The organism is Microbacterium sp. Ld4 (assembly GCF_045066555.1).
Taxonomy (GTDB): domain Bacteria; phylum Actinomycetota; class Actinomycetes; order Actinomycetales; family Microbacteriaceae; genus Microbacterium.
The window spans coordinates 99358-120250 of record NZ_JBISHE010000001.1 but is presented as its reverse complement, the minus strand read 5'-3'; the positions used below and the strand labels follow the sequence as shown (position 1 = coordinate 120250).

The window sequence follows — 20893 nt, the reverse complement described above, 5'->3', positions numbered from 1 at the left end:
TCGGCATCCGCGCCCGAAGTCGTTGCCGAGGCTGACCCCGAGACACCACCCTCACCCGAAGAGGACGTCGCGATGAGCGGACCCGAGCAACGCGTCACCGTGCCCCATGTACCCGTCGTGACTGCCGAGACGGATGCCGTCCCCGCGCGGGGTGAGATGGATGCCGCCCGGGCGCCCGTCTTCGATGCGGATGCGGCACTGACGGCCGCCGACGAGGTGATCGCCTCCGAGACGGGCGAGGGCTCGGACGAGGCGCCGTTCATCCCCCTCGACCGGGTCGCGCAGGAGGACGCGCTCACGCAGTGGCCCGAGGCGCACCTGCTGATAGAGCCGCCGGCGGACTATCAACCCCTCGAGATTCCGGAGATCTGGGAGCCCGATGCGGATGCCGGAGCGGACGATCCGGCGGCCGCACCGTGGCCGACGGAGTATCCGTGGCCGGGCCTCCCGGCCGCGACGCCGCACGCAGCGCCCGGGCAACCCGCTGAACCGGGGCCGCAGCCGGATGGCCAACCGCATCCCGGTCAACCGCAGCCGCAGGGTCAGCCTCAACCGCAGTCCCCCGCGCCCCCGCAGGGCGGGCCGGCCGGCCCGCCGCCCGGTTACGTGATCTCCGCTCCGTTCACCGGCTCCCGCCCGCCGACGGGCGGCAACCCGACCGGAAGCACCCCGACAGGCGGCATCCCGACCCAGAACACCCCGACCGGCGGCATCCCCACTTCCCGCACCCCGGGTGCCCGCCCGGCGCCGCGCTCGTTCCGCGACCTGCGCACCGGGCCCCTTGAGGGCCGGGAGTTCCCGTCGATGCGGGAGTTCGCGGTCGCCGCCGTGCTCGAGGCCGGGTACGCCGAGGCCGACGTCGCACGGCTGTTCCGGTTCGCACCGTGGCAGCTGCGCACGTGGGTCGCCGAAGCGCGCGACGCCCGCTTCGGGCCGAGCGGCGCGGGGCCTACTCGACCGTGACCGACTTGGCGAGGTTGCGCGGCTGATCGACGTCGAGGCCCTTAGCGGTGGCCAGGCCCATCGCGAAGATGTGCAGCGGCACGACGGCCAGAAGCGGCTCGAACAGCGGCCCGGCGAGCGGGATGCGAAGCACCTCGTCGGCGAACGGGAGCACGGCGACGTCGCCCTCTTCGGCCACCGCGATGACCCGCGCGCCGCGCGCCCGGATCTCCTGGATGTTCGAGACGACCTTCTTGTGCAGTTCGCCCGAACCGCGTGGCGACGGCACGATCACGAAGACGGCCTGGCCGGGCTCGACGAGCGCGATCGGCCCGTGCTTGAGCTCACCCGCGGCGAAGCCCTCGGCGTGGATGTACGAGATCTCCTTGAGCTTGAGGGCTCCCTCGAGGGCGATCGGGTATCCGACGTGGCGGCCGAGGAACAGCACCGACTGGGTGTCGCCCATCCAGCGTGCGAACTGCTCGATGTGCTCCTGCTCGGTCTCGAGCACGCGCGAGATCTTCTCGGGGATGGCCTCGAGCTCGCGCACGGCGACCTCCGACTCCTCGGCGGAGAGCACGCCGCGGACGCGGCCGATGTGGAGGGCCAGCAGGTACAGCGCGGTGATCTGCGCGACGAAGGCCTTCGTCGACGCGACGGCGACCTCGGGTCCGGCGTGGGTGTAGACGATCGCGTCGGACTCGCGCGGGATCGTGGCTCCCTGGGTGTTGCAGATCGAGAGGGTCTTTGCGCCGTGCTCGCGGGCGTACTTGACGGCCATCAGGGTGTCCATCGTCTCGCCCGACTGCGAGATCGAGACGACGAGGGTGTTCTCGCCGATGACGGGCTCGCGGTAGCGGAACTCGTGCGCGAGCTCGACGTCGACCGGCACCCGGGTCCATTTCTCGATCGCGTACTTGCCGGTCAGGCCGGCGTACGAGGCGGTGCCGCAGGCGATGACGACGATGCGGTCGATGCCGGCGAACAGGTCGTCGAGGCCGTTCAGCTCGGGGATCGTGACGGCGCCCTCGTGCAGGCGTCCGCGAAGAGTGTTGGCGACGGCTTCGGGCTCTTCCGAGACCTCCTTGGCCATGAACGACGACCAGCCGCCCTTCTCCGCCGCGGAGGCATCCCACACGATGTCGAACGGCTCGACCTCGACGGCAGCGCCGAAGAAGTCGGTGACCTCGACCCCGCCGGGGGTGATCGCGACGATCTGGTCCTGGCCGATCGCGAGGGCGTGACGGGTGTGCTCGACGAAGGCGGCGACGTCGGAGCCGAGGAAGTTCTCGCCCTCGCCGAGGCCGATCACGAGCGGCGAGTTGCGGCGAGCGCCGACCACGAGGCCGGGCTGGTCCTTGTGCATCGCGAGCAGCGTGAATGCACCTTCGAGGCGGGCGGCGACGTTGCGGAACGCGTCGACGAGGTCGTGGGATGCCGCATACTCGCGGCCGAGCAGCACGGCGGCCACCTCGGTGTCGGTCTCGCTCTCGAACGTGTAGCCCTGCTCGAGGAGCTCGGCCTTCAGCTCGGCGAAGTTCTCGATGATGCCGTTGTGGATGACGGCGAGCTTGTCGTCGTCGGCCAGGTGCGGGTGCGCGTTGACGTCGGTCGGGCCGCCGTGGGTCGCCCAGCGGGTGTGGCCGATGCCGGTCGTGCCGTCGGACATCGGGTGCGCGGTGAGGTCATCGCGCAGCACCTGCAGCTTGCCGGCGCGCTTGCGCATCTCGAGGTCGCCCTCGCCGTCGATCACGGCGATGCCGGCGGAGTCGTATCCGCGGTATTCGAGGCGAGCGAGCCCCGAGAGGAGGATGGCCTGACTGTCGCGAGGCCCCACGTATCCAACGATTCCGCACATGGGCTCCATGCTAGGTCCGTCCGGCTGGGACGCAGCCCCGCACCGGTTCCGGGCGCGTCGCGCGCCGCCGGGCGCGGCCTCTCACTGGCGGAGTCCAGGCGAGGCTGTAATCCTGGAAGCTCCCTCATCTGCTTGGAGTCCCCCATGCCTCCCACCTCCCCCCGCCGCACGCTGCGCCGTCGGCACCTCGCCGTCACGGCCACCGCGGCGCTGCTGCTCGCGCTGGTGCCCGCCGGAGCGGCATCCGCAGCGCCGTCGACCTCGTGCACCTCGATGACGCAGGCCGCAGTGCAGAAGAAGGTCCTCACCGACGTCAACGCCGCCCGCAAGAAGGCGGGCAAGCCGGCGCTCAAGGCCACCGCGAGCATGAACAAGGTCGCCGTTGCGTGGTCGGCGAAGCAGGCCTCCGCGAAGCGCATGAGCCACAACCCCAAGTACTCGTCGCAGATCCCCGCCGGGTGGCGCGCGGCCGCTGAGAACGTCGCCTACGGCTACACCCCCGCGAAGGTCACTCCGGCGTGGATGAAGTCGGCCGGCCACAAGAAGAACATCCTCGGCGCCTACAACCGCATCGGCATCGGCGTCGCATGCGGCTCGAACGGCCAGCCGTATTACACGCAGGTGTTCGGCTCGTACCGCTGAGCCGAGGCTCGGGTCAGAGCTTGCGCAGCCGCACCGACTCGACCGTGTGGTCGGCGGCTTTCTGCAGCACGAGCTTCGCGCGGTGGCGCGTCGGCTCCACGTTCTCGCGCAGGTTCGGCAAGTTGATGTCGTTCCAGAAACCGAGGGCCCGTTCGACGGCTTCGTCGTCGGAGATGTCGGCGAACACCTTGAAGAACGAGTTCGGGTTCGAGAACGCACCCTCGCGGAGAGCGAGGAAGCGGTTCACGTACCACTGCTCGATGTGCGCGATGTCGGCGTCGACGTAGATCGAGAAGTCGAACAGCTCGCTGACGGCGATGTCGTGGGGGTTCGGAGCGGATGCCAAGACGTTCAGCCCTTCGACGATGATCACGTCGGGGCGGCGCACGGTCACGTGCGCGTCGGGGATGATGTCGTACCGCATGTGCGAGTAGTACGGCGCCCGCACCTCTGCCGCACCCGACTTCACGTCGACGAGGAACTCGAGCAGCGCGCGGCGGTCGTACGACTCGGGAAAGCCCTTGCGATCCATGATCCCGCGACGCTCGAGCTCGGCGTTCGGGTAGAGGAAGCCGTCGGTCGTGACGAGCTCGACGCGCGGCGTGCCCGGCCAGCGGCTCATCAGCTCACGGAGCAGGCGGGCGATCGTCGATTTGCCGACGGCGACCGATCCCGCGACGGCGACGATGAACGGCGTCGTCGCGTCGCTCTCGCCGACGAACCCGGCCGTCTCGGCGCCGAGGCGGCGGGTGGCGCTCGCGTAGAGCGACAGCAGGCGGCTGAGCGGCAGGTAGACCTCGCGCACTTCGCGGATGTCGAGACGGTCGCCGATTCCGCGGAGCTGAACCACCTCGGTCTCGGTGAGGGGCTGCTCCATATCGGAGGCCATTCGCGCCCACTCGGCACGGCCGATCTCGCGATAGAGCGAATCGACGGTCGTCAGCGTCTCGTCAGGGGACATCGTCGCTCACTCTAGCCTCGCCGCGGCCGCGGTGCGGCGCGGCGGGCGCGAGGGCGCGAGGCGGGGACACGGGGGCGAGCGCGCGAGACCCGTCTGGTGACCGACCCGGGCGTTCGCGTGGCGCTGGTGCGCGGCACGCCGCGGCCTTCATGTGTCACAAATGCTCGGCTCGGCGGCATCCACCCCTGCATGCGCGCCACATGAACCCGCCGCACCACCCCGCGACTCCGGCCCAACACCCAGCCGACCGTTCACGTGGCGCGTGTGCCGGGCTCATCACCACCGACCCCCGCCATCGCGCCACACGAACCCCCGAACACCGGCAACCACCCCACTCCCGCGCGTGTCGCGGGTGCCGTACTCTTATCCCGGATGTTCATGCGGTTTTCACCGCTTTATGTGGGGGTTTTCGGATGCTGCGTCGCGTATTGGCTGTGGTCTCGGCCGTCGTTCTCGCGGTCTCCGTCGGACTCGTGTCGAGTCCCGCTCCGGCGGAGGCGGCATCGGTCGGCTGGCTGGGGACCAAGGGGTCGAAGATCGTCGTCGCGTCGACGGGCAAGACTTTCACCGTGAAGGCCACGTCGTGGTTCGGCATGGAGACCGACACGTGCGCACCGCACGGCCTGTGGTCGATCACGCTCGACCAGGGCATGTCGCAGATCGCGGGCATGGGATTCAACGCGATCCGCCTGCCGTTCTCGAACGAGTGCCTCACGCAGAAGAAGGCCGGCTCGGTCAACGGCAACCTGAACCCGAAGCTCGTGAACGCGTCGCCGCTGAAGGTCATGGATGCCGTCATCGCGAGCGCCCGCAAATACGGCATGCGTGTGATCCTCGACCGGCACCGGCCGGGCTCCGACGCGCAGTCCGAGCTCTGGTACACCAAGAAGTACTCCGAGGCCCGGTGGATCTCGGACTGGAAGATGCTCGCGAAGCGCTACAAGACGAACGCCACGGTGATCGGGTTCGACCTGCACAACGAGCCCCGCGGCAACGCCTGCTGGGGCTGCGGCGAGCGCTCGCGCGACTGGCGGGCCGCGGCGATGCGCGCCGGCAACGCGATCCACACCGTCAACCCGAACCTGCTCATGATCGTCGAGGGCGTGCAGTACGGCCCCGACGGCAGCTCGACCTGGTGGGGCGGAAACCTCCGCGGCGTGGCGACGAAGCCCGTCACCCTGAAGGTCAAGAACCGCGTCGTCTACTCGCCGCACGAGTACCCGTCGTCGGTGTTCGACCAGTCGTGGTTCCACTCGAGGGACTACCCGAACAACCTCCGCTCGGTGTGGGAGCGCAACTGGGGCTTCATCACCTCGAAGAAGATCGCCCCCGTCTTCGTCGGAGAGTTCGGCACGAAGCTGCAGACCTCGTCCGACAAGAAGTGGCTCGCGAAGCTCACCCGGTATATGAAGGACCGCGGCGTCAGCTGGGCCTACTGGTCGTTCAACCCGAACAGCGGTGACACCGGCGGCCTGCTCAAGGACGACTGGTTCACCCGCGAGAAGTCGAAGCTCACGGCACTGAAGTCGATCCTCACGCCGAAGAAGGTCGCCTACCCGTCGGCCCCCGCGCCCGCACCGGCGCCGCAGCCGACGCCTCCGCCGGCGACCCCTGGTCAGCCGTCGACGCCGACCGGCGGCGGAGTGTCGAGCGCGAGCTCGAACGGCGTCGTCGCGACGATGAGCATCCCCAGCCCGTGGCCCGGGTCGTACCAGGCCGCCCTCGCGGTGACCGCCTCGTCGAGCGTCAAGGTCAAGGCGTGGAAGGCCTCGTGGCCCTCGCCGCGGGCCACCGGCATCCAGAGCGCGTGGGGCATGAGCTGCTCGGTCGCGTCTCCCGGCACGGCCAGCGCACGCGTGTCGTGCTCCGGCGCCGACTGGGGGCTCGCGAACGTGACGGCGGGCGCGCGCGTCGACGTCGGCGTGATCGTCACGGCGCCCGTCGCCCCGACTCCCCCGAAGCTCACCCTCTCGGCCACCCGCTGAGCCGCGTCACGCGGTCGGGGCCGCCACCGGCGAGCCACTAGCCTCAGACCGTGCGCCTCGGAGTCCTCGACATCGGTTCGAATACCGTCCATCTGCTCGTGGCCGACGTCCGTCCGGGCGGTCGCCCGCTCGCGGCGACGAGTCAGCGCACGGTGCTGCGCCTCATGCGCTACCTCGAACCCGACGGCTCGATCAGCGAAGAGGGCGTCGCCGCGCTCGTCGCGGCGGTCGCCGAAGCGCGCGCGGTCGCGCAGAAGGAGAACGTCGTCGAACTGCTGGCGACGGCCACGAGCGCAGTGCGCGAGGCGGCGAACGGCGGCGATGTGATCGCCCGCATCGAGGAGGCGCTCGGCCAGGAGCTGCAGGTGCTGGGCGGCGAGGCCGAAGCGCGGTTCACGTTCTTGGCGGTCCGGCGCTGGTTCGGCTGGTCGGCCGGGCAGATCCTGCTCTTCGACATCGGCGGCGGCTCGCTCGAGATGGCGGCGGGCCGCGACGAGCTGCCCGAGGTGGCGGCATCCGTTCCCCTCGGCGCCGGACGCATGACGATCGAGTTCCTCGCCGACGACCCGCCCGGCGAAGAAGCGGTCGAGCGGCTGCGGGCGCATGCGAAGAAGACCCTCAAGCCCGTCATCGCGACGATGAAGGGCCAGCCGAAGGCCGAGCACGTCGTCGGCTCGTCGAAGGCGATCCGGTCGCTCGCGAAGCTCGTCGGCTACCCGGCCCCGGGCTGGGCGGGCAGCGAGCGCATGGTGCTGCCGCGCGCGGCGCTCGGGTCGTGGATCCCCCGGCTGGCGCGCATCCCGGCATCCGCTCGGCAGGAGCTGCCCGGCATCACCGCCGACCGTACGTTCCAGATCGTCGCGGGGGCGGTCGTGCTGCACACCGCGATGACGATGATGGATGCCGACGAGCTCGAGGTCTCGCCGTGGGCCCTCCGCGAGGGCGTGCTGCTGCGCTACATCGAGTCGCTCAGCTGGAACGCGCCGACCGCCTGACCCCGCTCGTCACGGCGTGACCATGCCGCCGTTGACGTTGAGCGTCTCACCCGAGACGTAGCTCGACTCGGCCGACGCGAGAAAGACGAACGCGGGCGCGATCTCGGCGGGCTGCCCGGCGCGCTTGTACTCGTTCTCGTCGTCGAACGCCTGCATCTGCTCGTCGCTGACGCCGTCGCTCACCTGCAGCGCCGACCACACCGGGCCGGGCGCGACGACGTTGACCCGGATGCCACGGGGCGCCAGCTGCTGCGCGAGACCCTTCGAGAGGTTGTTGATCGCGGCCTTGGTCGCCGCGTAATCGAGGCGGTCGGGTGCGGGCTTGTAGGCCTCGAGCGACGCGGTGTTGATGATGGATGCCCCGGCGGGCATGTGCCGGAGCGCCGCTTTGATGATCCAGAACGGCGCGAAGACGTTCGTCTCGAACGTGGTGCGGAACTGGTCGTCGGAGAGGTCTTCGACGTTCTCGACCGCGACCTGCTTGCCCGCGTTGTTCACGAGGATGTCGATGCCGCCCAGGCGCTCGGCTGCCTCGTCGACGAGCTCGCGGCAGCGCGCCGGGTCGGTGATGTCGGCGGCGATCGCGGCGCCGGTGACGCCGGCGTCGGCGATGAGCTGCAGCACGTGGTCGACGTCGTCGCGCTCGCTCGGCAGGTGCGCGATGACGACGTCGGCTCCCTCTCGCGCGAAGGCGATGGCGGCGGCCGCCCCGATGCCCGAGTCGCCGCCGGTGATGAGAGCCTTGCGGCCGCGGAGCCGGTCGGAGCCGCGGTAGGTGTTCTCGCCGAGGTCGGGAACGGGCGTCATGCGCGCCTGCACGCCCGGTTCGGGCTGATGCTGCACGGGCGGCTCGACGCGTGCATAGCGGGTGACCGGGTTGTCGAAGGTGTACTGGTCGGTGCTCACACGAACACGCTACGAGCCGGCCGCGCACCGGCGACCCCCCTTGCGCAACCGGCACGCCCATGGCACCCGGCACCGGCCGTCGCACCCGGCCCGAGGCAGCCGGATCATCGCACGGCGCCGACGCCCGCGCAAGCGCCCGCATCGTTGCGGGCGGCTACCTACAGTGAACGAATGACGATCGCCGACCCACGGGTCTCGGAATGCACGGTTTTCTTCCTCCCGGGATTGGGTCTGGATGCGGCCGCGGCCGACGGCATCGCCGCGGCAGCCGGCGACCGGCTCACCGTGGTGGGCATCGACCTGCTCGACCGGGGCCGTGCGGCCTCGCTCGACGACCTGGCCGACACCGCGATCGAGCGGATCCGCGCTCACGCGACCGGCGGTCCGTTTCTGCTGTGCGGCCACAGTCTCGGCGGCAAGGTGGCGGCGCGCGTGATCGCGCGCGTGCTGTCGGGTGACGAGCTGCTGTTCGGCCTCGCCGGCGCGGTGCTGCTCGCCCCCTCTCCCCCGTCGCCCGAACCGATGCCCGACGACAAGCGTGCCGAGATGCTCGGCTGGGCGGCCGGCGCACACCTGTCGCGCGCCGACGCCGAGACCTTCGTGACCGACAACCTCGGCGCCCCGCTCTCGGCCGAGCTGCACAGCGACGCCCTCGACGCGGTCGTGGCGCAGCCGGCATCCGCGTGGCGAGACTGGCTCGAGACGGGCAGCCGCGAAGACGCCTCGGCCCTGGTGGGCCGGCTCGACCTGCCCGTCGTGGTGCTCGGCGGCGAGGACGACGACAACCTCGGCGCCGACGCGCAGCCCGACCTCCTCGCGGGCACGTATCCGCGGGCCCGGTTCGAGCGGATGCCGGGCGCCGGCCATCTGCTGCCCTACGAGGCGCCCGAGCGGGTCGCTGCCGAGCTCGAGCGCCTGTGGGACGAGATCCGTGCGCACGCGCCCGTGATCGCGCCGGAGTGGGGCCGCGTGATCGCGTCGAGCCGGGTCGACCCGCAGGTGCGCGGCACCCTCGCGCAGCGGGCGCTCGCCGACGACGCCGCTGCGACGCCTCGCGCGCTCACGGCGGCGCAGCTCGACACGCTCCGGCAGCTCGCCGCGCGCCTGGTGCCGCAAGGCGGCGCCGCGATCGACCTCGCCCTGCGCGTCGACGGCATGCTCGCCGACGGCGTGGGCGACGGCTGGCGCCCCGCAGACTCCCCGCCCGACGTCGACGCGTACCGCGCCGGGCTCGATGCTGTCGCCGGTTTCTGGCCGGACGGCGACGACGCCGCGCAAGACCGCGTGATCGCCGGGCTGATCCAGGGCGACATCGACGGCGCCCCCTCGCCGGCCTGGTTCGAAGACGCCCGCAACGACCTGATGCGCGCGTGGCTCGCGCACCCCGCGTCGCTCGCCCGCATCGGCTTCGACGGGTTCGCCGTCGGTGGCACGGGCCCCGAGCCCGCGGGGTGGCAGCTGCTCGCTGCGGGCACCCGCGAGGAGTGGGAACCGACCGAGCTGGGCCGCACCACCGAGAGGACTCCCCGATGACCGCCATGCAGACCCTCGCCGATGACGAGGTCGTCGATGTGGTGGTCGTGGGCACCGGCGCCGGCGGCGCCCCCGTGCTCGCGCGTCTCGCGCAGGCGGGGCTCCGGGTCGTCGCCCTCGAGGCGGGGCCCGACTTCGGGCTTCGCGAGTTCACGCCCGACGAGATCGAGTCGACGAAGATCAACTGGATGTCGGAGCGCCTGAGCGGTGGCGACGACCCGACGGCGTTCGGCCCGAACAACAGCGGATTCGGCGTCGGGGGCAGCACGCTGCACTGGGGCGCGTTCACGCCCCGCCCCGACGAGCGCGACATGCGGCTGCGCACCGAGTCGGGCGAGGGCCGCGACTGGCCCATCGATCACGCCGAGCTCATCCGCTACATCACCGAGGTCGAGTCCGACATCGGCGTGAGCGGCCCGGCGCACTACCCGTGGGACCCGTCGCGCACCTACGCCTACCCGCCGGTCGCGCGCAACGGCTCGTCCGATGCGATGATCCGCGGCTGCGAGGCGCTCGGCATCACGGCGACCGACGGCCCTGCCGCGATCCTCACCCGCGACCGCGACCAGCCCCACTACGGCCTCCGCCGCGCGACGATCAACAACGGCGACATCCACCAGGGCGACCGGTTCGGCAGCAAGGCGACGACGGCGATCACCTACCTTCCGGCTGCGGTCGCGGCCGGGGCCGAGATCCGCTCCGACGCGATGGTGCACGGCATCGAGCGCGACGCCGCCGGAAAGGTCACGGCGGTGGTCTACCGCCGTGACGGCGTCGATCACCGTCAGCGGTGCGCGGCACTGGTGCTCGCGGGCGGCGGCATCGAGACGCCGCGCCTGCTGCTGCACACCGGCCTCGCGAACGCGAACGGCATGGTCGGCCGCAACTTTCTCGCTCACGGCGGCGTGCAGGTCTGGGGCACGTTCGACGAGCCCATCCGCGGGTATCGCGGCTACCCGTCGTCGATCATCAGCGAAGACTTCGTGCGGCCGGAGGATGCCGACTTCATCGGCGGCTACCTGCTGCAGAGTCTCGGAGTCATGCCCATGAACTTCGCGACGCAGCTCGTGCGCAGCGCGGGCCTGTGGGGCGCTGACCTGATGTCGGCGATCGACGCGTACCCGTTCAGTGCGGGCGTCGGCATGAACGGCGAGTGCCTGCCGTCCGAGGCGAACGCGCTGACCCTGTCGGCCGAGATCGCAGAAGACGGGATGCCGCGGGCCGAGGTCACGTTCACGCAGGGTGAGAACGAGAAGGCGATCGACCGGCACGGCATCCGCGTCATGGAGCGCATCCTCCGCGCGGCGGGGGCGACGAGCACGCGGGTGCTGCAGCGGTCGTGCCACACGCTCGGCACGTGCCGGATGAGCGACGACCCGGGCGACGGGGTGGTCGACGCCTCGGGGCGGTCGCACGAGATCGACAACCTGTGGATCTGCGACAACTCGACGTTCCCGAGCTCGCTGACCGCGAACCCGGCCCTCACGCAGATGGCCCTGGGCCTGCGCACGGCAGACCGGATGCTGGCGGGCTGACCCGCTCGCTACCTCGCCGAGCGGGCACGCCGGCGGAACAGCCGCGCACTGCGGGCTCCGGCGATGCCGGGGCCGTCGCCGGCGCTCGCACCACCGGCCACGCCGAAGTCGATGGAGCCGGGGATCACGTCGGCCGTGCCGCCGGTCGCTGCCGCGCCGCAGAGGGGCACGGGCACCTCGAGCACGACCTGGTCGCCGCGCTGGAAGATGCGCGCGCCGGTGCCGAGCAGGTCGCCGCTGCGAGGGGCGGCGCCGCGGTCGAGCACGCCGATCGACCAGGTGCGCACGAGAAGCGCGTTCTCTTCGACGCCGATCGAGAGCCAGACCTGTTTGGCTTCGGAGTGCTTGACGGCGTTGACGAAGCCCTCGTTGACGACGGTGGCGACCTTGCGTGAGATCTCGGGGTCGACGAGCACGTCAGCCGCGGCCTGAGAGATGTCGGCGGTCACTTCGAGCACGGCGCCCCACGTGGCGACGAGTTCGTCGAGGTCTTCGTGGGCCGACTGCACGATGGTGTCGGTGTCGGTGTTGTCTTCGGCGGCGAAGTCGAGCACCGAGTCGAAGGCGGCGTCGGTGTCGGCGCGGAACTTGGCGATGTCTTCGTCGGTGAGCGCGCCCTCGTCGGCGTAGGCGGCGAGCATGACGCAGCGCCCCTGCACGCGGCCGTGGAGCACGTGGGCGGCGTGACGGAGGGGGCGACGGGCGCTGCCGGTCTTGGCGGTGAGGGTGCGGGCGACGAGGCCGAGCACGGCTTCGAGCCGGCGCGAGCTCGCGGCGGAGCGGGCGATGGCGTCAGTGCAGGCGGCGAGCGCGATCGCGACGATCGGCATCGAGACGAGCGGCACCAGCCGTGACGGGTCGGGCCTGTCGACGAGGGCGTGGGCGAGCAGGGTGACGAGGATGCCGGTGCCCGCCCACGCGGCGACGATCGCGGCGCCGCGCGAGGCGGCATCCCTCCCCCGCCCGAGCACGCGGATGGCGATGTCGGCGACGAGGGTGAGGGGCATGCCGATGAGGAACGTGTAGAACGCGGTCGCGGGGCCGCCGATGCCGTTGGCGTAGGGCAGGGCGCCGGCGAGGAAGACGATGCCGGTGACGCCGTAGGGGGTGGGGCGCAGCAGGCTGAGGAGCGAGACTTTGCCGTCGTCGGGGGTGGTGTCGTCGGGTCCGGCGTCGAGCAGCCGCACGCTGAGGCGCGACCGTTCTTCGAGGCGGTGGCTGCCGGCGCGCACGGTCTCGGAGTAGTCGCGCACGGCGGCGAAGTCGAGGGGGCCGGCCAGCATCCGCTCGCGTTCGGTGCGGAGCGTGTCGATCATGTCGGCCATGATCGCCCGGTTGTCGTTCTCGAAGCGGGCGAGGCGACGGCGGCCGACCGAGAGGGTGCTGACGGCGGTGTTGAGGCGCCCGCGGGTGCCGCGGGTGAGCTGCACCGAGCGCACCGTCATCGCGACGACCGAGAGGGCGGCGAGCCAGGTGAAGAGGTTCGAGATGATGCGGGTCGCGACGCCGTCGAGCATGGGGGTCGTGCCGAAGAAGACGAAGAACAGGCCCTCGTTGATGAAGGGGCGAGCCGCGGCGGCGGCGACCGTGGCCGTGAGTACGAGCGCGGCGCGGCCGCCGACGGTGGGCAGGCGGCGTTCGAGTGCGGTGACGGGCACGAGCGCGATGACGAGCAGAGCCCAACCGGCGACTCCGACGAGAACCGAGGCGAAGAGGTCGGCAGGGGTCTTGTAGTGCTGCAGTGGTGCGAGCACCGTGGCCGTGAGGAGGAGGGTGACCAGGAGGGCGGGGAGCGTGAAATAGGCACCGCTCGATACGGCGTCCCACCATACGTGGGCGCCGAGCCTGACGCGCCGTCTCATTGCGAGCGCTGGCCCTCGCCAGAACATCTCGTTCTCCCCAGAACTTTGGAGCTGGTCCTCGCCGGATCAGCCCTAGTGAGAAGTGTATCCCTGCGAATGGTGATCGCTGCGGATGTGTCGGTATGGACACACGACAGCGCCCCGGATCGCAGTTGATCCGGGGCGCCGAAGCCTGTGGAGCTGCTTACTTGAACGCATCCTTCACGTTCTCGCCGGCCTGCTTCACGTTGGCCTTGGTCTGGTCGTTCTGACCCTCGGCCTCAAGGCGCTCGTTGTCAGACGCCTTGCCGGCGCCCTCCTTGGCCTTTCCGGTGAGGTCTTCTGCAGCGTTCTTGATCTTGTCGTCGAGTCCCATGATGTGGTCCTTCCGTCGATCTGTCCGGAATCGGTGCGCTCCGGATGCCTCCACGTTACGAACCGGCTCGCGATGCGGCCAGGGGCTCGCGCATCGCCGGGAGATGAGGTACAGCCCGGACTACTCGTCTTTCTCCGCGGCCTTCAGCTGCCGGAGCTTCGACCAGGGAACGAACACGATCCAGGCGATGGACGCGATCGAGGCGCCCATGATCATCGAGGCGATATCCATGGATTCAGCGTATGAGCGAGGCGGTCGGTGAGCCTCCCCCGTGTGGCGGAGATGGCTGTGGCGACCGCTGACGCGCACCGGCTACGGAACCGTCATGCGCCCGCAATATCGCGGGCGTACGGTCCACGCATGCGCAGACACCGGCGAAGCAAGATCCGCAAGCCCGGCACGTCACCGTGGCTCATCGCGGCCGTCGTCGTGCTGGCGATCGGGGTCGCACTCTTGGTCGGGGTGGCGTTGATCTCGGGCTGACCCGAGAGCCGGCCCCGCGCAGACGCGCTGAACTATGTGCGTACGTTAGGCGAGGTCTAGGGTCGTGCGGCGACGAATCCCGAGGAAACGCCAAGCCGACGACAGCGTCGAGGCTCCTCATGCCATGGCTGATCGCCTTGTGCCGCCGCTACCTTGAGCCGGATGTTAATTGGCCGCGGACATCCGGGCTCGCTGCCGTGTGCTCTGTGCTCGCTGTCGGGCTGTAGGCCGCCATGTGCGGTCTTCCGAGCTAGCTGCCTCGCGCTTCGCATCGAGGTATTCGGTGACGGCCAGGCCGGCGAGGAAGTAGATGATCGTTTGCCACTGCGTGATGTAAGACGTGACGAACACGACAGGGATCTGCGAAGCGAGCGCCACGGTGGCGGGGCCGGCCTTGCGGAAGAGCACCGCGAACGATGCGAAGACAAACGGAGTGAGTAGCAGCGCAGCGATGATGAAGCCGTAGTCCAGCGCGAGGCGGAGCGGGGCACTGTCGACGCGAGCGATACCGTTGACGACGTAATTACCCTCGAGATCCATCTGCATACCTGTCGCCGGGCCGAACCAGTTCGCGAAGCTGAGGGTCTGCCAAAGCTGCTGATCGCGCGCCTCCTGCGACAGGGTCACATCGCTCTGCCCCGCACCCTCGTAGAGGAGCGTGAAGACGAAGTAGATGCCTATCAGACCGGCGACGAGGAGGATGCTCGACCACACCCTCACTCGGGTGCTGCGGGACACCCACGCCATCATCGCGAAGGCGAACACGGCGGCGATGATGGGGCCCCGGCTGACTGACGCAAGGACACCACCGATGAGGATGAGCTGCCAGATCAGGGGGCGCTTGAGCTGAGCGACCAGCGGCACAGCAGCGGCGAGGGCGGCACCGTAGGCGATCGCGTGACCGAGGGTCGCTTCGGATCGGGTGACCCCGCCGCGTTCCTGCAGCGCGGGGCCGAGGCCGCCGACGCTGGCATTCAGGTTCACGAACGCATGCCACCCCGTGACGAACTCGACGATGCCCCAGACCGCGACGACGATAATCGCGATCGCGAACGTACGGGACGCCGACTGACGGACGATCCTGCCGACGAGGTAACCACCGAAGAGCGTGACGACGACGTTGGATGTGAGGAACGCGGCCTGCCCGAACACCTGCTGCGAGATGACAGCGAGGACGACACCGGCACCGATGAAAACGTCGATCGCTGCGAGGCCTCCGGAGGTCGAACTCTTGCCGTTGACGGAGTCACCGAACCGGCGCAGAAGAAGTCCGACCGCGATCGGTAGGGAGATGAACCCTGGTGTGATCGTGAGCCCGAAAGTCCAGAACGGGACCATCACGACGACAGCGACCCAGATGATCGCGCCCGCTGCGGGGCTCGCTGCCGCGATGGCGACGAGCCCGACAGCAGCGATCCCTCCGAGTCCGAGTGTGGGCTGCCAGAGGACTGCGACGACGACCATGGCGGTGAGCGCACACGCCGCCATGGGCCAAAACGCCTGCCGCACGCCCGTCATCTGCATAGCCGAAGGCTACCGGACGGGCGGAGATCACCCGGCCCGCTAGGCCAAGTCCGCCCACACGTAGGCGTCTGTCGCATCCTTCCGACAGATGACTATCCGATCCGCTCCGCTCGCGCCGCCTTGCACGTACCGGACCTCCTCTTGATAGGTTGCCGATGCTGGCGGGAGCATCGTATTCACGAGCTTGAACCGCTCCGGGTTCAGGTCGGCGATGTCAACGAGGCCGGTCGTGCGCGCGAAGTCGTCTTCGGCAGTGAGGGTGAACGAAGTGGACGCTACTGTCGTCCTGCGCCCCGATCAGCGCGCCACCGAGGACGGGGTTACTTCACACAGGCATCTCTTACCTGCTCAGTGTCAGCGGTTCGACCGCGCTTCGGGGCGTCCGCGGCCTCAGCCCCGAACGACCTCCGCGAGCCGCTCGGCGATGCGCCGCGCGTCTTCCTCAGACGACGCCTCGACCATGACGCGCACCATCAGCTCGGTCCCCGAGGGTCGCAGCAGCACGCGTCCGGAGTCGCCGAGCTCTGCCGAGGCGACCTCGACGGCCGCGACGACGTCGTCATCGGTGGCGCGCGAACGCTCCACGCCGCGCACGTTGATGAGCACCTGGGGGAAGACTGTCATCACCTTGGCGATCTCCGAGAGCGGCTTGCGCTGGCGCACGATCTCCGCCGCGAGGTGCAGGCCGGTGAGCACGCCGTCGCCGGTGGTGGCGTAGTCGCTCATGATGACGTGCCCGCTCTGCTCGCCGCCGAGTGAGTACTGGCCCTTGTTCATGCGCTCGAGCACGTAACGGTCGCCGACGCCAGTCGTCTCGACGTGGATGCCGTTCGCTTCCATCGCGCGGTGGAGTCCGAGGTTGCTCATCACCGTGGCGACGAGCGTGTTCTCACGCAGGAGGCCGCGGTTCTTGAGCGAGACAGCGAGGATCGCCATGATCTGGTCACCGTCGATGATGTTGCCGTCGGCATCGACGGCGAGGCAGCGGTCGGCGTCTCCGTCGTGGGCGATGCCCAGGTCGGCTCCGGTGCGAATGACTTCGGCGACGAGAACGTCGAGGTGCGTCGAGCCGACGCCGTCGTTAATGTTGAGGCCGTCGGGGTCAGCGCCGATGACGGTGACCTTGGCACCTGCGTCGCGGAAGGTCTCGGGCGAGACGCCTGAGGCGGCGCCGTGGGCGCAGTCGAGCACGACGTGGATGCCGTGGAGGCGCTGGTGCAGCGAGGCGAGCAGGTGCACAACGTAGCGGTCTTCAGCGTCGGCGAAGCGGCGGATGCGGCCTACTCCTCCCCCGGTGGGACTGAGCTTGGGGCCGGACATGGCTTCTTCGATCCGCTGTTCGACGACGTCGGGCAGCTTCACGCCGCCACGGGCGAAGATCTTGATCCCGTTGTCTTCGGCGGGGTTGTGCGAGGCCGAGATCATCACACCGAAGTCGGCGTCGATGTCGCCGATCAGAAAGGCGGCGGCGGGGGTCGGCAGCACGCCGGCGTCGAGCACGTCGACACCCGACGAGGCGAGGCCCGCGGCGACGGCGGCCGAGAGGAAGTGTCCCGAGACCCGGGGGTCGCGGGCGAGCACAGCGGTCAATCGCTTGCCGGCTGCTTTTCGTGCGTTCGCGATACGCCCCTGGCCCAGGACGACAGCGGTCGCCTGGGCCAGGGTGAGCGCGAGATCGGCGGTGAGGGGGCCGTTAGCGAGGCCCCGCACACCGTCCGTCCCGAACAGTGCCATCGAAGGATTAACGCTTCGAGTACTGAGGAGCCTTACGCGCCTTCTTGAGACCAGCCTTCTTGCGCTCCTTGACGCGAGCGTCACGGGAGAGGAAGCCGGCCTTCTTGAGGGTCGGGCGGTTGTTCTCTTCGTCGATCTGGTTCAGCGAGCGGGCGATGCCGAGGCGCAGCGCGCCGGCCTGGCCCGAGGGGCCACCACCGGAGATGCGTGCGATGACGTCGTAGCCGCCGGCCAGGCCGAGAACGGTGAACGGGTCGTTGATCAGCTGCTGGTGCAGCTTGTTCGGGAAGTAGTCCTCGATCGTGCGGCCGTTGACCGTGATCGTGCCCGAGCCGGGAACGAGGCGCACGCGGGCGATGGCCTGCTTGCGACGGCCGACTGCGGCGCCGGGAACCGACAGAACGGGGCGCGCCGGGGCGGCCTCGACGTCGGCCGGGGTCTCGGTCGAGTAGCTTTCGGGGGTCTGGTCGAGGGAGTCAGCGATCTTCGCCATCAGATAATCCTTGTTCTTCTCGGCGGCGCTTACTGGGCGACCTGGTCGAAGGTGTACGTGGTGGGCTGCTGGGCTGCGTGCGGGTGCTCGGCACCGGCGTAGACCTTCAGCTTCGACAGCTGCTGGCGGCCCAGGCTGTTCTTGGGGAGCATTCCGCGGACCGCCTTCTCGACTGCGCGGACGGGGTTCTTCTCGAGAAGCTCGGCGTAGGTGACCGACTTCAGGCCGCCCGGGTAACCGGAGTGGCGGTAGGCCTTCTTCTGCTCGAGCTTCTGGCCCGTGAGGGCGACCTTCTCGGCGTTGATGATGACAACGAAGTCACCCGTGTCGATGTGGTTCGCGAAGGTGGGCTTGTGCTTGCCGCGCAGGAGCACGGCGGCGTGGGATGCCAGACGACCGAGGACGATATCGGCGGCGTCGATGACGACCCACTGGCGTGAGATCTCGCCAGTCTTGGGGGTGTAAGTGCGCGTCACAGTAGAGCTGCTTTCATAGATTCGAACGGAGAGGTTCGTGAATCCCACTCCGGGGTGGTTCTGGCGGCGGATGCCGGAAGAACACGCCAGTGGAGGGCTCACGTTCGCGGTACCAGGCCAGCAGGGCACAGGCACCAAAGACCAATAATACCACCACGGCCGAGGTGCTGTCTCCGCGAGCGTGCGCACCTCACACGTCCTGGCCTACACGACCGCTCAGAGGTCGTCACAGAACCGACATCTGCGACTGCTAGGTTCGCGATCTGACCAAGAAGAGCACCTCTGGCAACGACGATGGCGCGGTAGCGCAAAGGAGGCGACAGATTGAGTACGGTCGCGATAATCGGCACCCGCGGGTATCCGAGCTATTACGGCGGATTCGAGACCGCCGTGAGAAAGCTCGCACCGCATCTCGCCGACAACGGGTGGGACGTAACCGTGTACTCCCGACCGCACGCGACCGTTCCGGCCGATCCAACCCGCGACCCTCGAGTGAAGGTACGTTACACGTGGGGCATCGAACGGCGCTCCTTGAGCACTCTCACGTTCGGACTCTCCTCAGCCGTCCAAGCAGCAACACAAAAGCCCGATGTAGCGCTGATCATGAACGTCGCCAACTGTCTCTGGCTGCCGATCTACAAGCTGCGCGGCATCCCTACCCTCGTAAACGTCGACGGCATCGAATGGGAGCGCAAGAAGTGGGGCCTCGCGGCTCGCACGGTGTTCCACCTCGGTGCACGCGCCACAGCCCGATGGGCGAACCAGCTCGTCTTCGACGCTCAGGCGATCGCCGCCCGATGGAGATCTGAATTCCGCAGAGAAGGCGTCGTGATACCGTACGGCGGCGATCCACGGGAACAGACATTGCCGCTGCCGGGCATCGTGAATGCAGGCGAGTACGTCCTCCTGGTGTGCCGGTTCGTGCCCGAGAACACCGTCGAGGAGTTCTTCGAAGCGGTTGAGGGCATCGCGGGGAGCATTCCTGTCGTCCTTGTCGGAAGTGAAGGCTACGGGGGTCCCTTTGATGTCAGGGCGTCCGGCCTGGCGCAGAGGTTCGCCGACGTTCACTGGCTTGGTCACGTGAAGGACGATGACCTACTTCACTCGCTCTGGCAGCACGCCGGTGTTTACTTTCACGGCCACACGGTCGGAGGAACGAATCCCGCTCTCGTCCAGGCCATGGCTCTCGGCGCCCCTACAATCGCGGTCGACACGGTGTTCAACCGAGAGACCCTAGGCCCCAGCGGGCGGTTTGTCGCGCCGAGCGCAAGAATCATCGAAGCAGAGATTCGAGAACTCATGTCCAACCCGCACGAAAGAATGCGACTCGGAGAAGACGCTAAGCGACGCGCAATGAAAGATTACTCGTGGGATGGCGTCAACAGCCGATATGAAGTCGCCCTCAACGACCTCATTGCTTCCGCGCGAGACAAAAATGCCACGGCACGCAACAAGGCGGCCGCGGCCCGCGGCCGCCGCTAGGAGTCAGCCGTCGTGAAGATCTTGTACTGGGCCGTGCACGACCCGTCATACCCGCGGAACGAGCGCCTACGCGCCTATCTCCAAGAAGAACTGGCCGCAGAGATCACGGTGGTCGCGCGACCCGACCATGGTAGCCGTGCCTCTCGCCTGTGGCAGCAAGGTAGAGCGGCTTTTACGGCACCCACTGATTACTCGATTGTCATTTTGAGCGAGTTTTCTCTCCTTTACGCGTTTGCGTCGAAAATTGCTGCACTCCGCTCTCGAGCCATTCACATCGTCGACTTCTTCGTCGGATTCGAGGAGACGGAAATTGGGGACTTCGCTCTGCACAGTCGGTTGTCTCTTCGGGCATACGCATTACGCAGCGTAGACCGGTTCGCAGTGAGGTCGGCCACCGTGTGCCTCACTGACACGCGCCCCCGAGCGACGCGGTTTGCGAAGCGTTTCGGGCGCAGGTTCCTTCCTCTTCCTGTCGGTGCGCCAGATTGGGCAACGACGGTTGAGATGCGTGAACCCGAAGCGGATGTCCTGTACTACGGTAACTACCTGCCGCTTCACAACACCTTGGCCCTCGTGCGGGGCATAGCAGCCGCGGAACCATCCCCTCTGCCGTCGATATTCATCGGCGACGGGCCGAGCCGGGGTGCGACGGAAGCCCTTGTGCGCTCACTGGGCTTAAACGAGAGGATCCAATTTCTCGACGCCTTGCCGCCTTCGGAGATCGGGCGCCATATGGGTGGCGCTCAAGTCGTCGCTGGCATCTTCGGCGACTCGGACAAGGCGCGCGAGGTTGTCGCAAACAAGGTCTGGCAGAGCCTGACCGCCGGCATTCCCACCGTGACTCGGTCGTCGCCCGCTCTCGACGATCTCGGTGATGCCACACCGAAGAATCTCCTGACCGTGCAGGGTGTGTCACCTGACTTGATCGCCCGCGCGATCGAGTCAGGGCGGACGATGCGAAGTCAAAGCGCCATCGATGTAGGCGCGACTCGCGACTCACTCCAGTGCTACGTAGCCTCGGGATACAAAGCGTTTGGATCGACCCTTGTGGATCTGGTCGGCGCTAGCGACCGCAAGGCAAGACCGCGCCCCACATCGCCTAAGTGATGGTTGCACGCCTCGCTGGA

General features: G+C 68.8%; 18 protein-coding genes. 9 read left to right on the top strand and 9 right to left on the bottom strand.

Annotated features, from left to right (window positions below):
* Window positions 1-72 precede the first annotated feature (72 nt).
* Window positions 73-963, top strand: coding sequence for a hypothetical protein (locus tag ACJJV7_RS00585; RefSeq protein ID WP_405371756.1), 891 nt, complete (start codon window positions 73-75; stop codon window positions 961-963).
* Here ACJJV7_RS00585 and glmS read toward each other — a convergent pair.
* Window positions 950-2800, bottom strand: a complete 1851-nt coding sequence (gene glmS / locus ACJJV7_RS00580) for a glutamine--fructose-6-phosphate transaminase (isomerizing) (protein ID WP_405371754.1) — start codon at window positions 2798-2800, stop codon at window positions 950-952. The genes ACJJV7_RS00585 and glmS overlap by 14 nt on opposite strands.
* Window positions 2801-2944: 144 nt before the next feature.
* On the opposite strand from glmS, the gene ACJJV7_RS00575 reads away from it, so the two are divergent.
* Window positions 2945-3442, top strand: coding sequence for a CAP domain-containing protein (locus ACJJV7_RS00575; protein WP_405371753.1), 498 nt, complete (start codon window positions 2945-2947; stop codon window positions 3440-3442).
* Between the two features lie 13 nt (window positions 3443-3455).
* Here the strand turns inward: ACJJV7_RS00575 and coaA are convergent, their stop codons facing one another.
* Window positions 3456-4403 (bottom strand): type I pantothenate kinase, encoded by a 948-nt coding sequence (coaA, locus tag ACJJV7_RS00570; RefSeq protein ID WP_405371751.1) that lies wholly within the window; start codon window positions 4401-4403, stop codon window positions 3456-3458.
* Window positions 4404-4816: 413 nt separating this feature from the next.
* On the opposite strand from coaA, the gene ACJJV7_RS00565 reads away from it, so the two are divergent.
* Window positions 4817-6388: a cellulase family glycosylhydrolase gene (locus tag ACJJV7_RS00565; RefSeq protein WP_405467795.1), complete on the top strand. Its 1572-nt coding sequence runs from the start codon at window positions 4817-4819 to the stop codon at window positions 6386-6388.
* A gap of 50 nt (window positions 6389-6438) precedes the next feature.
* Window positions 6439-7383: a Ppx/GppA family phosphatase gene (locus tag ACJJV7_RS00560; RefSeq protein WP_405371750.1), complete on the top strand. Its 945-nt coding sequence runs from the start codon at window positions 6439-6441 to the stop codon at window positions 7381-7383.
* A gap of 9 nt (window positions 7384-7392) precedes the next feature.
* Here ACJJV7_RS00560 and ACJJV7_RS00555 read toward each other — a convergent pair whose 3' ends face one another.
* Complete coding sequence (locus ACJJV7_RS00555; RefSeq protein ID WP_405371748.1) at window positions 7393-8289, bottom strand: SDR family oxidoreductase; 897 nt, start codon at window positions 8287-8289, stop codon at window positions 7393-7395.
* A gap of 171 nt (window positions 8290-8460) precedes the next feature.
* Here ACJJV7_RS00555 and ACJJV7_RS00550 point away from each other — a divergent pair, with 171 nt between their 5' ends.
* Both ACJJV7_RS00550 and ACJJV7_RS00545 read left to right on the top strand, forming a co-directional pair.
* Complete coding sequence (locus ACJJV7_RS00550) at window positions 8461-9822, top strand: alpha/beta fold hydrolase (protein WP_405371746.1); 1362 nt, start codon at window positions 8461-8463, stop codon at window positions 9820-9822.
* Entirely contained in the window at window positions 9819-11357 is a 1539-nt protein-coding gene (locus ACJJV7_RS00545; protein WP_405371744.1) for a GMC family oxidoreductase, read from the top strand. Before ACJJV7_RS00550 ends, ACJJV7_RS00545 begins: the two co-directional genes overlap by 4 nt.
* 8 nt (window positions 11358-11365) lie before the next feature.
* Here ACJJV7_RS00545 and ACJJV7_RS00540 read toward each other — a convergent pair whose 3' ends face one another.
* Together ACJJV7_RS00540 and ACJJV7_RS00535 are read right to left on the bottom strand one after the other, a co-directional pair.
* On the bottom strand, window positions 11366-13219 hold the full coding sequence (locus tag ACJJV7_RS00540; RefSeq protein WP_405371742.1) for a hypothetical protein: 1854 nt from the start codon (window positions 13217-13219) through the stop codon (window positions 11366-11368).
* Window positions 13220-13403: 184 nt separating this feature from the next.
* Window positions 13404-13574 (bottom strand): CsbD family protein, encoded by a 171-nt coding sequence (locus tag ACJJV7_RS00535; protein ID WP_405371740.1) that lies wholly within the window; start codon window positions 13572-13574, stop codon window positions 13404-13406.
* Window positions 13575-13934: 360 nt separating this feature from the next.
* Between ACJJV7_RS00535 and ACJJV7_RS00530 the strand changes: the two genes are divergently transcribed.
* Window positions 13935-14057, top strand: coding sequence for a hypothetical protein (locus ACJJV7_RS00530; RefSeq protein WP_405371738.1), 123 nt, complete (start codon window positions 13935-13937; stop codon window positions 14055-14057).
* A 165-nt stretch (window positions 14058-14222) separates the two neighbouring features.
* On the opposite strand, the gene ACJJV7_RS00525 is transcribed toward ACJJV7_RS00530, so the two are convergent.
* The 4 genes from ACJJV7_RS00525 to rplM form a co-directional block, all read right to left on the bottom strand.
* A complete protein-coding gene (locus ACJJV7_RS00525) occupies window positions 14223-15581 on the bottom strand; it encodes a hypothetical protein (RefSeq protein WP_405371736.1) in 1359 nt (452 codons plus the stop codon).
* A gap of 390 nt (window positions 15582-15971) precedes the next feature.
* Window positions 15972-17315 carry a phosphoglucosamine mutase gene (gene glmM / locus ACJJV7_RS00520; protein ID WP_405371734.1) on the bottom strand — a complete coding sequence of 448 codons (1344 nt, stop codon included), beginning with the start codon at window positions 17313-17315 and terminating at the stop codon, window positions 15972-15974.
* A 7-nt stretch (window positions 17316-17322) separates the two neighbouring features.
* Window positions 17323-17808 carry a 30S ribosomal protein S9 gene (gene rpsI / locus ACJJV7_RS00515; RefSeq protein WP_405371733.1) on the bottom strand — a complete coding sequence of 162 codons (486 nt, stop codon included), beginning with the start codon at window positions 17806-17808 and terminating at the stop codon, window positions 17323-17325.
* Window positions 17809-17837: 29 nt separating this feature from the next.
* A complete protein-coding gene (gene rplM / locus ACJJV7_RS00510) occupies window positions 17838-18284 on the bottom strand; it encodes a 50S ribosomal protein L13 (protein WP_405371731.1) in 447 nt (148 codons plus the stop codon).
* 324 nt (window positions 18285-18608) lie between these two features.
* Here rplM and ACJJV7_RS00505 point away from each other — a divergent pair, with 324 nt between their 5' ends.
* Both ACJJV7_RS00505 and ACJJV7_RS00500 read left to right on the top strand, forming a co-directional pair.
* Window positions 18609-19766 (top strand): glycosyltransferase, encoded by a 1158-nt coding sequence (locus ACJJV7_RS00505; RefSeq protein WP_405371729.1) that lies wholly within the window; start codon window positions 18609-18611, stop codon window positions 19764-19766.
* 12 nt (window positions 19767-19778) lie between these two features.
* Window positions 19779-20873, top strand: a complete 1095-nt coding sequence (locus ACJJV7_RS00500; RefSeq protein WP_405371728.1) for a hypothetical protein — start codon at window positions 19779-19781, stop codon at window positions 20871-20873.
* The last annotated feature ends 20 nt before the right edge of the window (window positions 20874-20893 follow it).

What these genes read in the sequence shown, in the direction of transcription:
- ACJJV7_RS00525 (WP_405371736.1), bottom strand. Translation starts at nt 15,581, where the DNA reads ATGCAGATGACGGGCGTGCGGCAGGCGTTTTGGCCCATGGCGGCGTGT.
- ACJJV7_RS00575 (WP_405371753.1), top strand. Translation starts at nt 2,945, where the DNA reads ATGCCTCCCACCTCCCCCCGCCGCACGCTGCGCCGTCGGCACCTCGCC.
- ACJJV7_RS00545 (WP_405371744.1), top strand. Translation starts at nt 9,819, where the DNA reads ATGACCGCCATGCAGACCCTCGCCGATGACGAGGTCGTCGATGTGGTG.
- ACJJV7_RS00540 (WP_405371742.1), bottom strand. Translation starts at nt 13,219, where the DNA reads ATGAGACGGCGCGTCAGGCTCGGCGCCCACGTATGGTGGGACGCCGTA.
- ACJJV7_RS00585 (WP_405371756.1), top strand. Translation starts at nt 73, where the DNA reads ATGAGCGGACCCGAGCAACGCGTCACCGTGCCCCATGTACCCGTCGTG.
- ACJJV7_RS00550 (WP_405371746.1), top strand. Translation starts at nt 8,461, where the DNA reads ATGACGATCGCCGACCCACGGGTCTCGGAATGCACGGTTTTCTTCCTC.
- ACJJV7_RS00530 (WP_405371738.1), top strand. Translation starts at nt 13,935, where the DNA reads ATGCGCAGACACCGGCGAAGCAAGATCCGCAAGCCCGGCACGTCACCG.
- glmM (WP_405371734.1), bottom strand. Translation starts at nt 17,315, where the DNA reads ATGGCACTGTTCGGGACGGACGGTGTGCGGGGCCTCGCTAACGGCCCC.
- glmS (WP_405371754.1), bottom strand. Translation starts at nt 2,800, where the DNA reads ATGTGCGGAATCGTTGGATACGTGGGGCCTCGCGACAGTCAGGCCATC.
- rpsI (WP_405371733.1), bottom strand. Translation starts at nt 17,808, where the DNA reads ATGGCGAAGATCGCTGACTCCCTCGACCAGACCCCCGAAAGCTACTCG.
- ACJJV7_RS00535 (WP_405371740.1), bottom strand. Translation starts at nt 13,574, where the DNA reads ATGGGACTCGACGACAAGATCAAGAACGCTGCAGAAGACCTCACCGGA.
- ACJJV7_RS00565 (WP_405467795.1), top strand. Translation starts at nt 4,817, where the DNA reads ATGCTGCGTCGCGTATTGGCTGTGGTCTCGGCCGTCGTTCTCGCGGTC.
- coaA (WP_405371751.1), bottom strand. Translation starts at nt 4,403, where the DNA reads ATGTCCCCTGACGAGACGCTGACGACCGTCGATTCGCTCTATCGCGAG.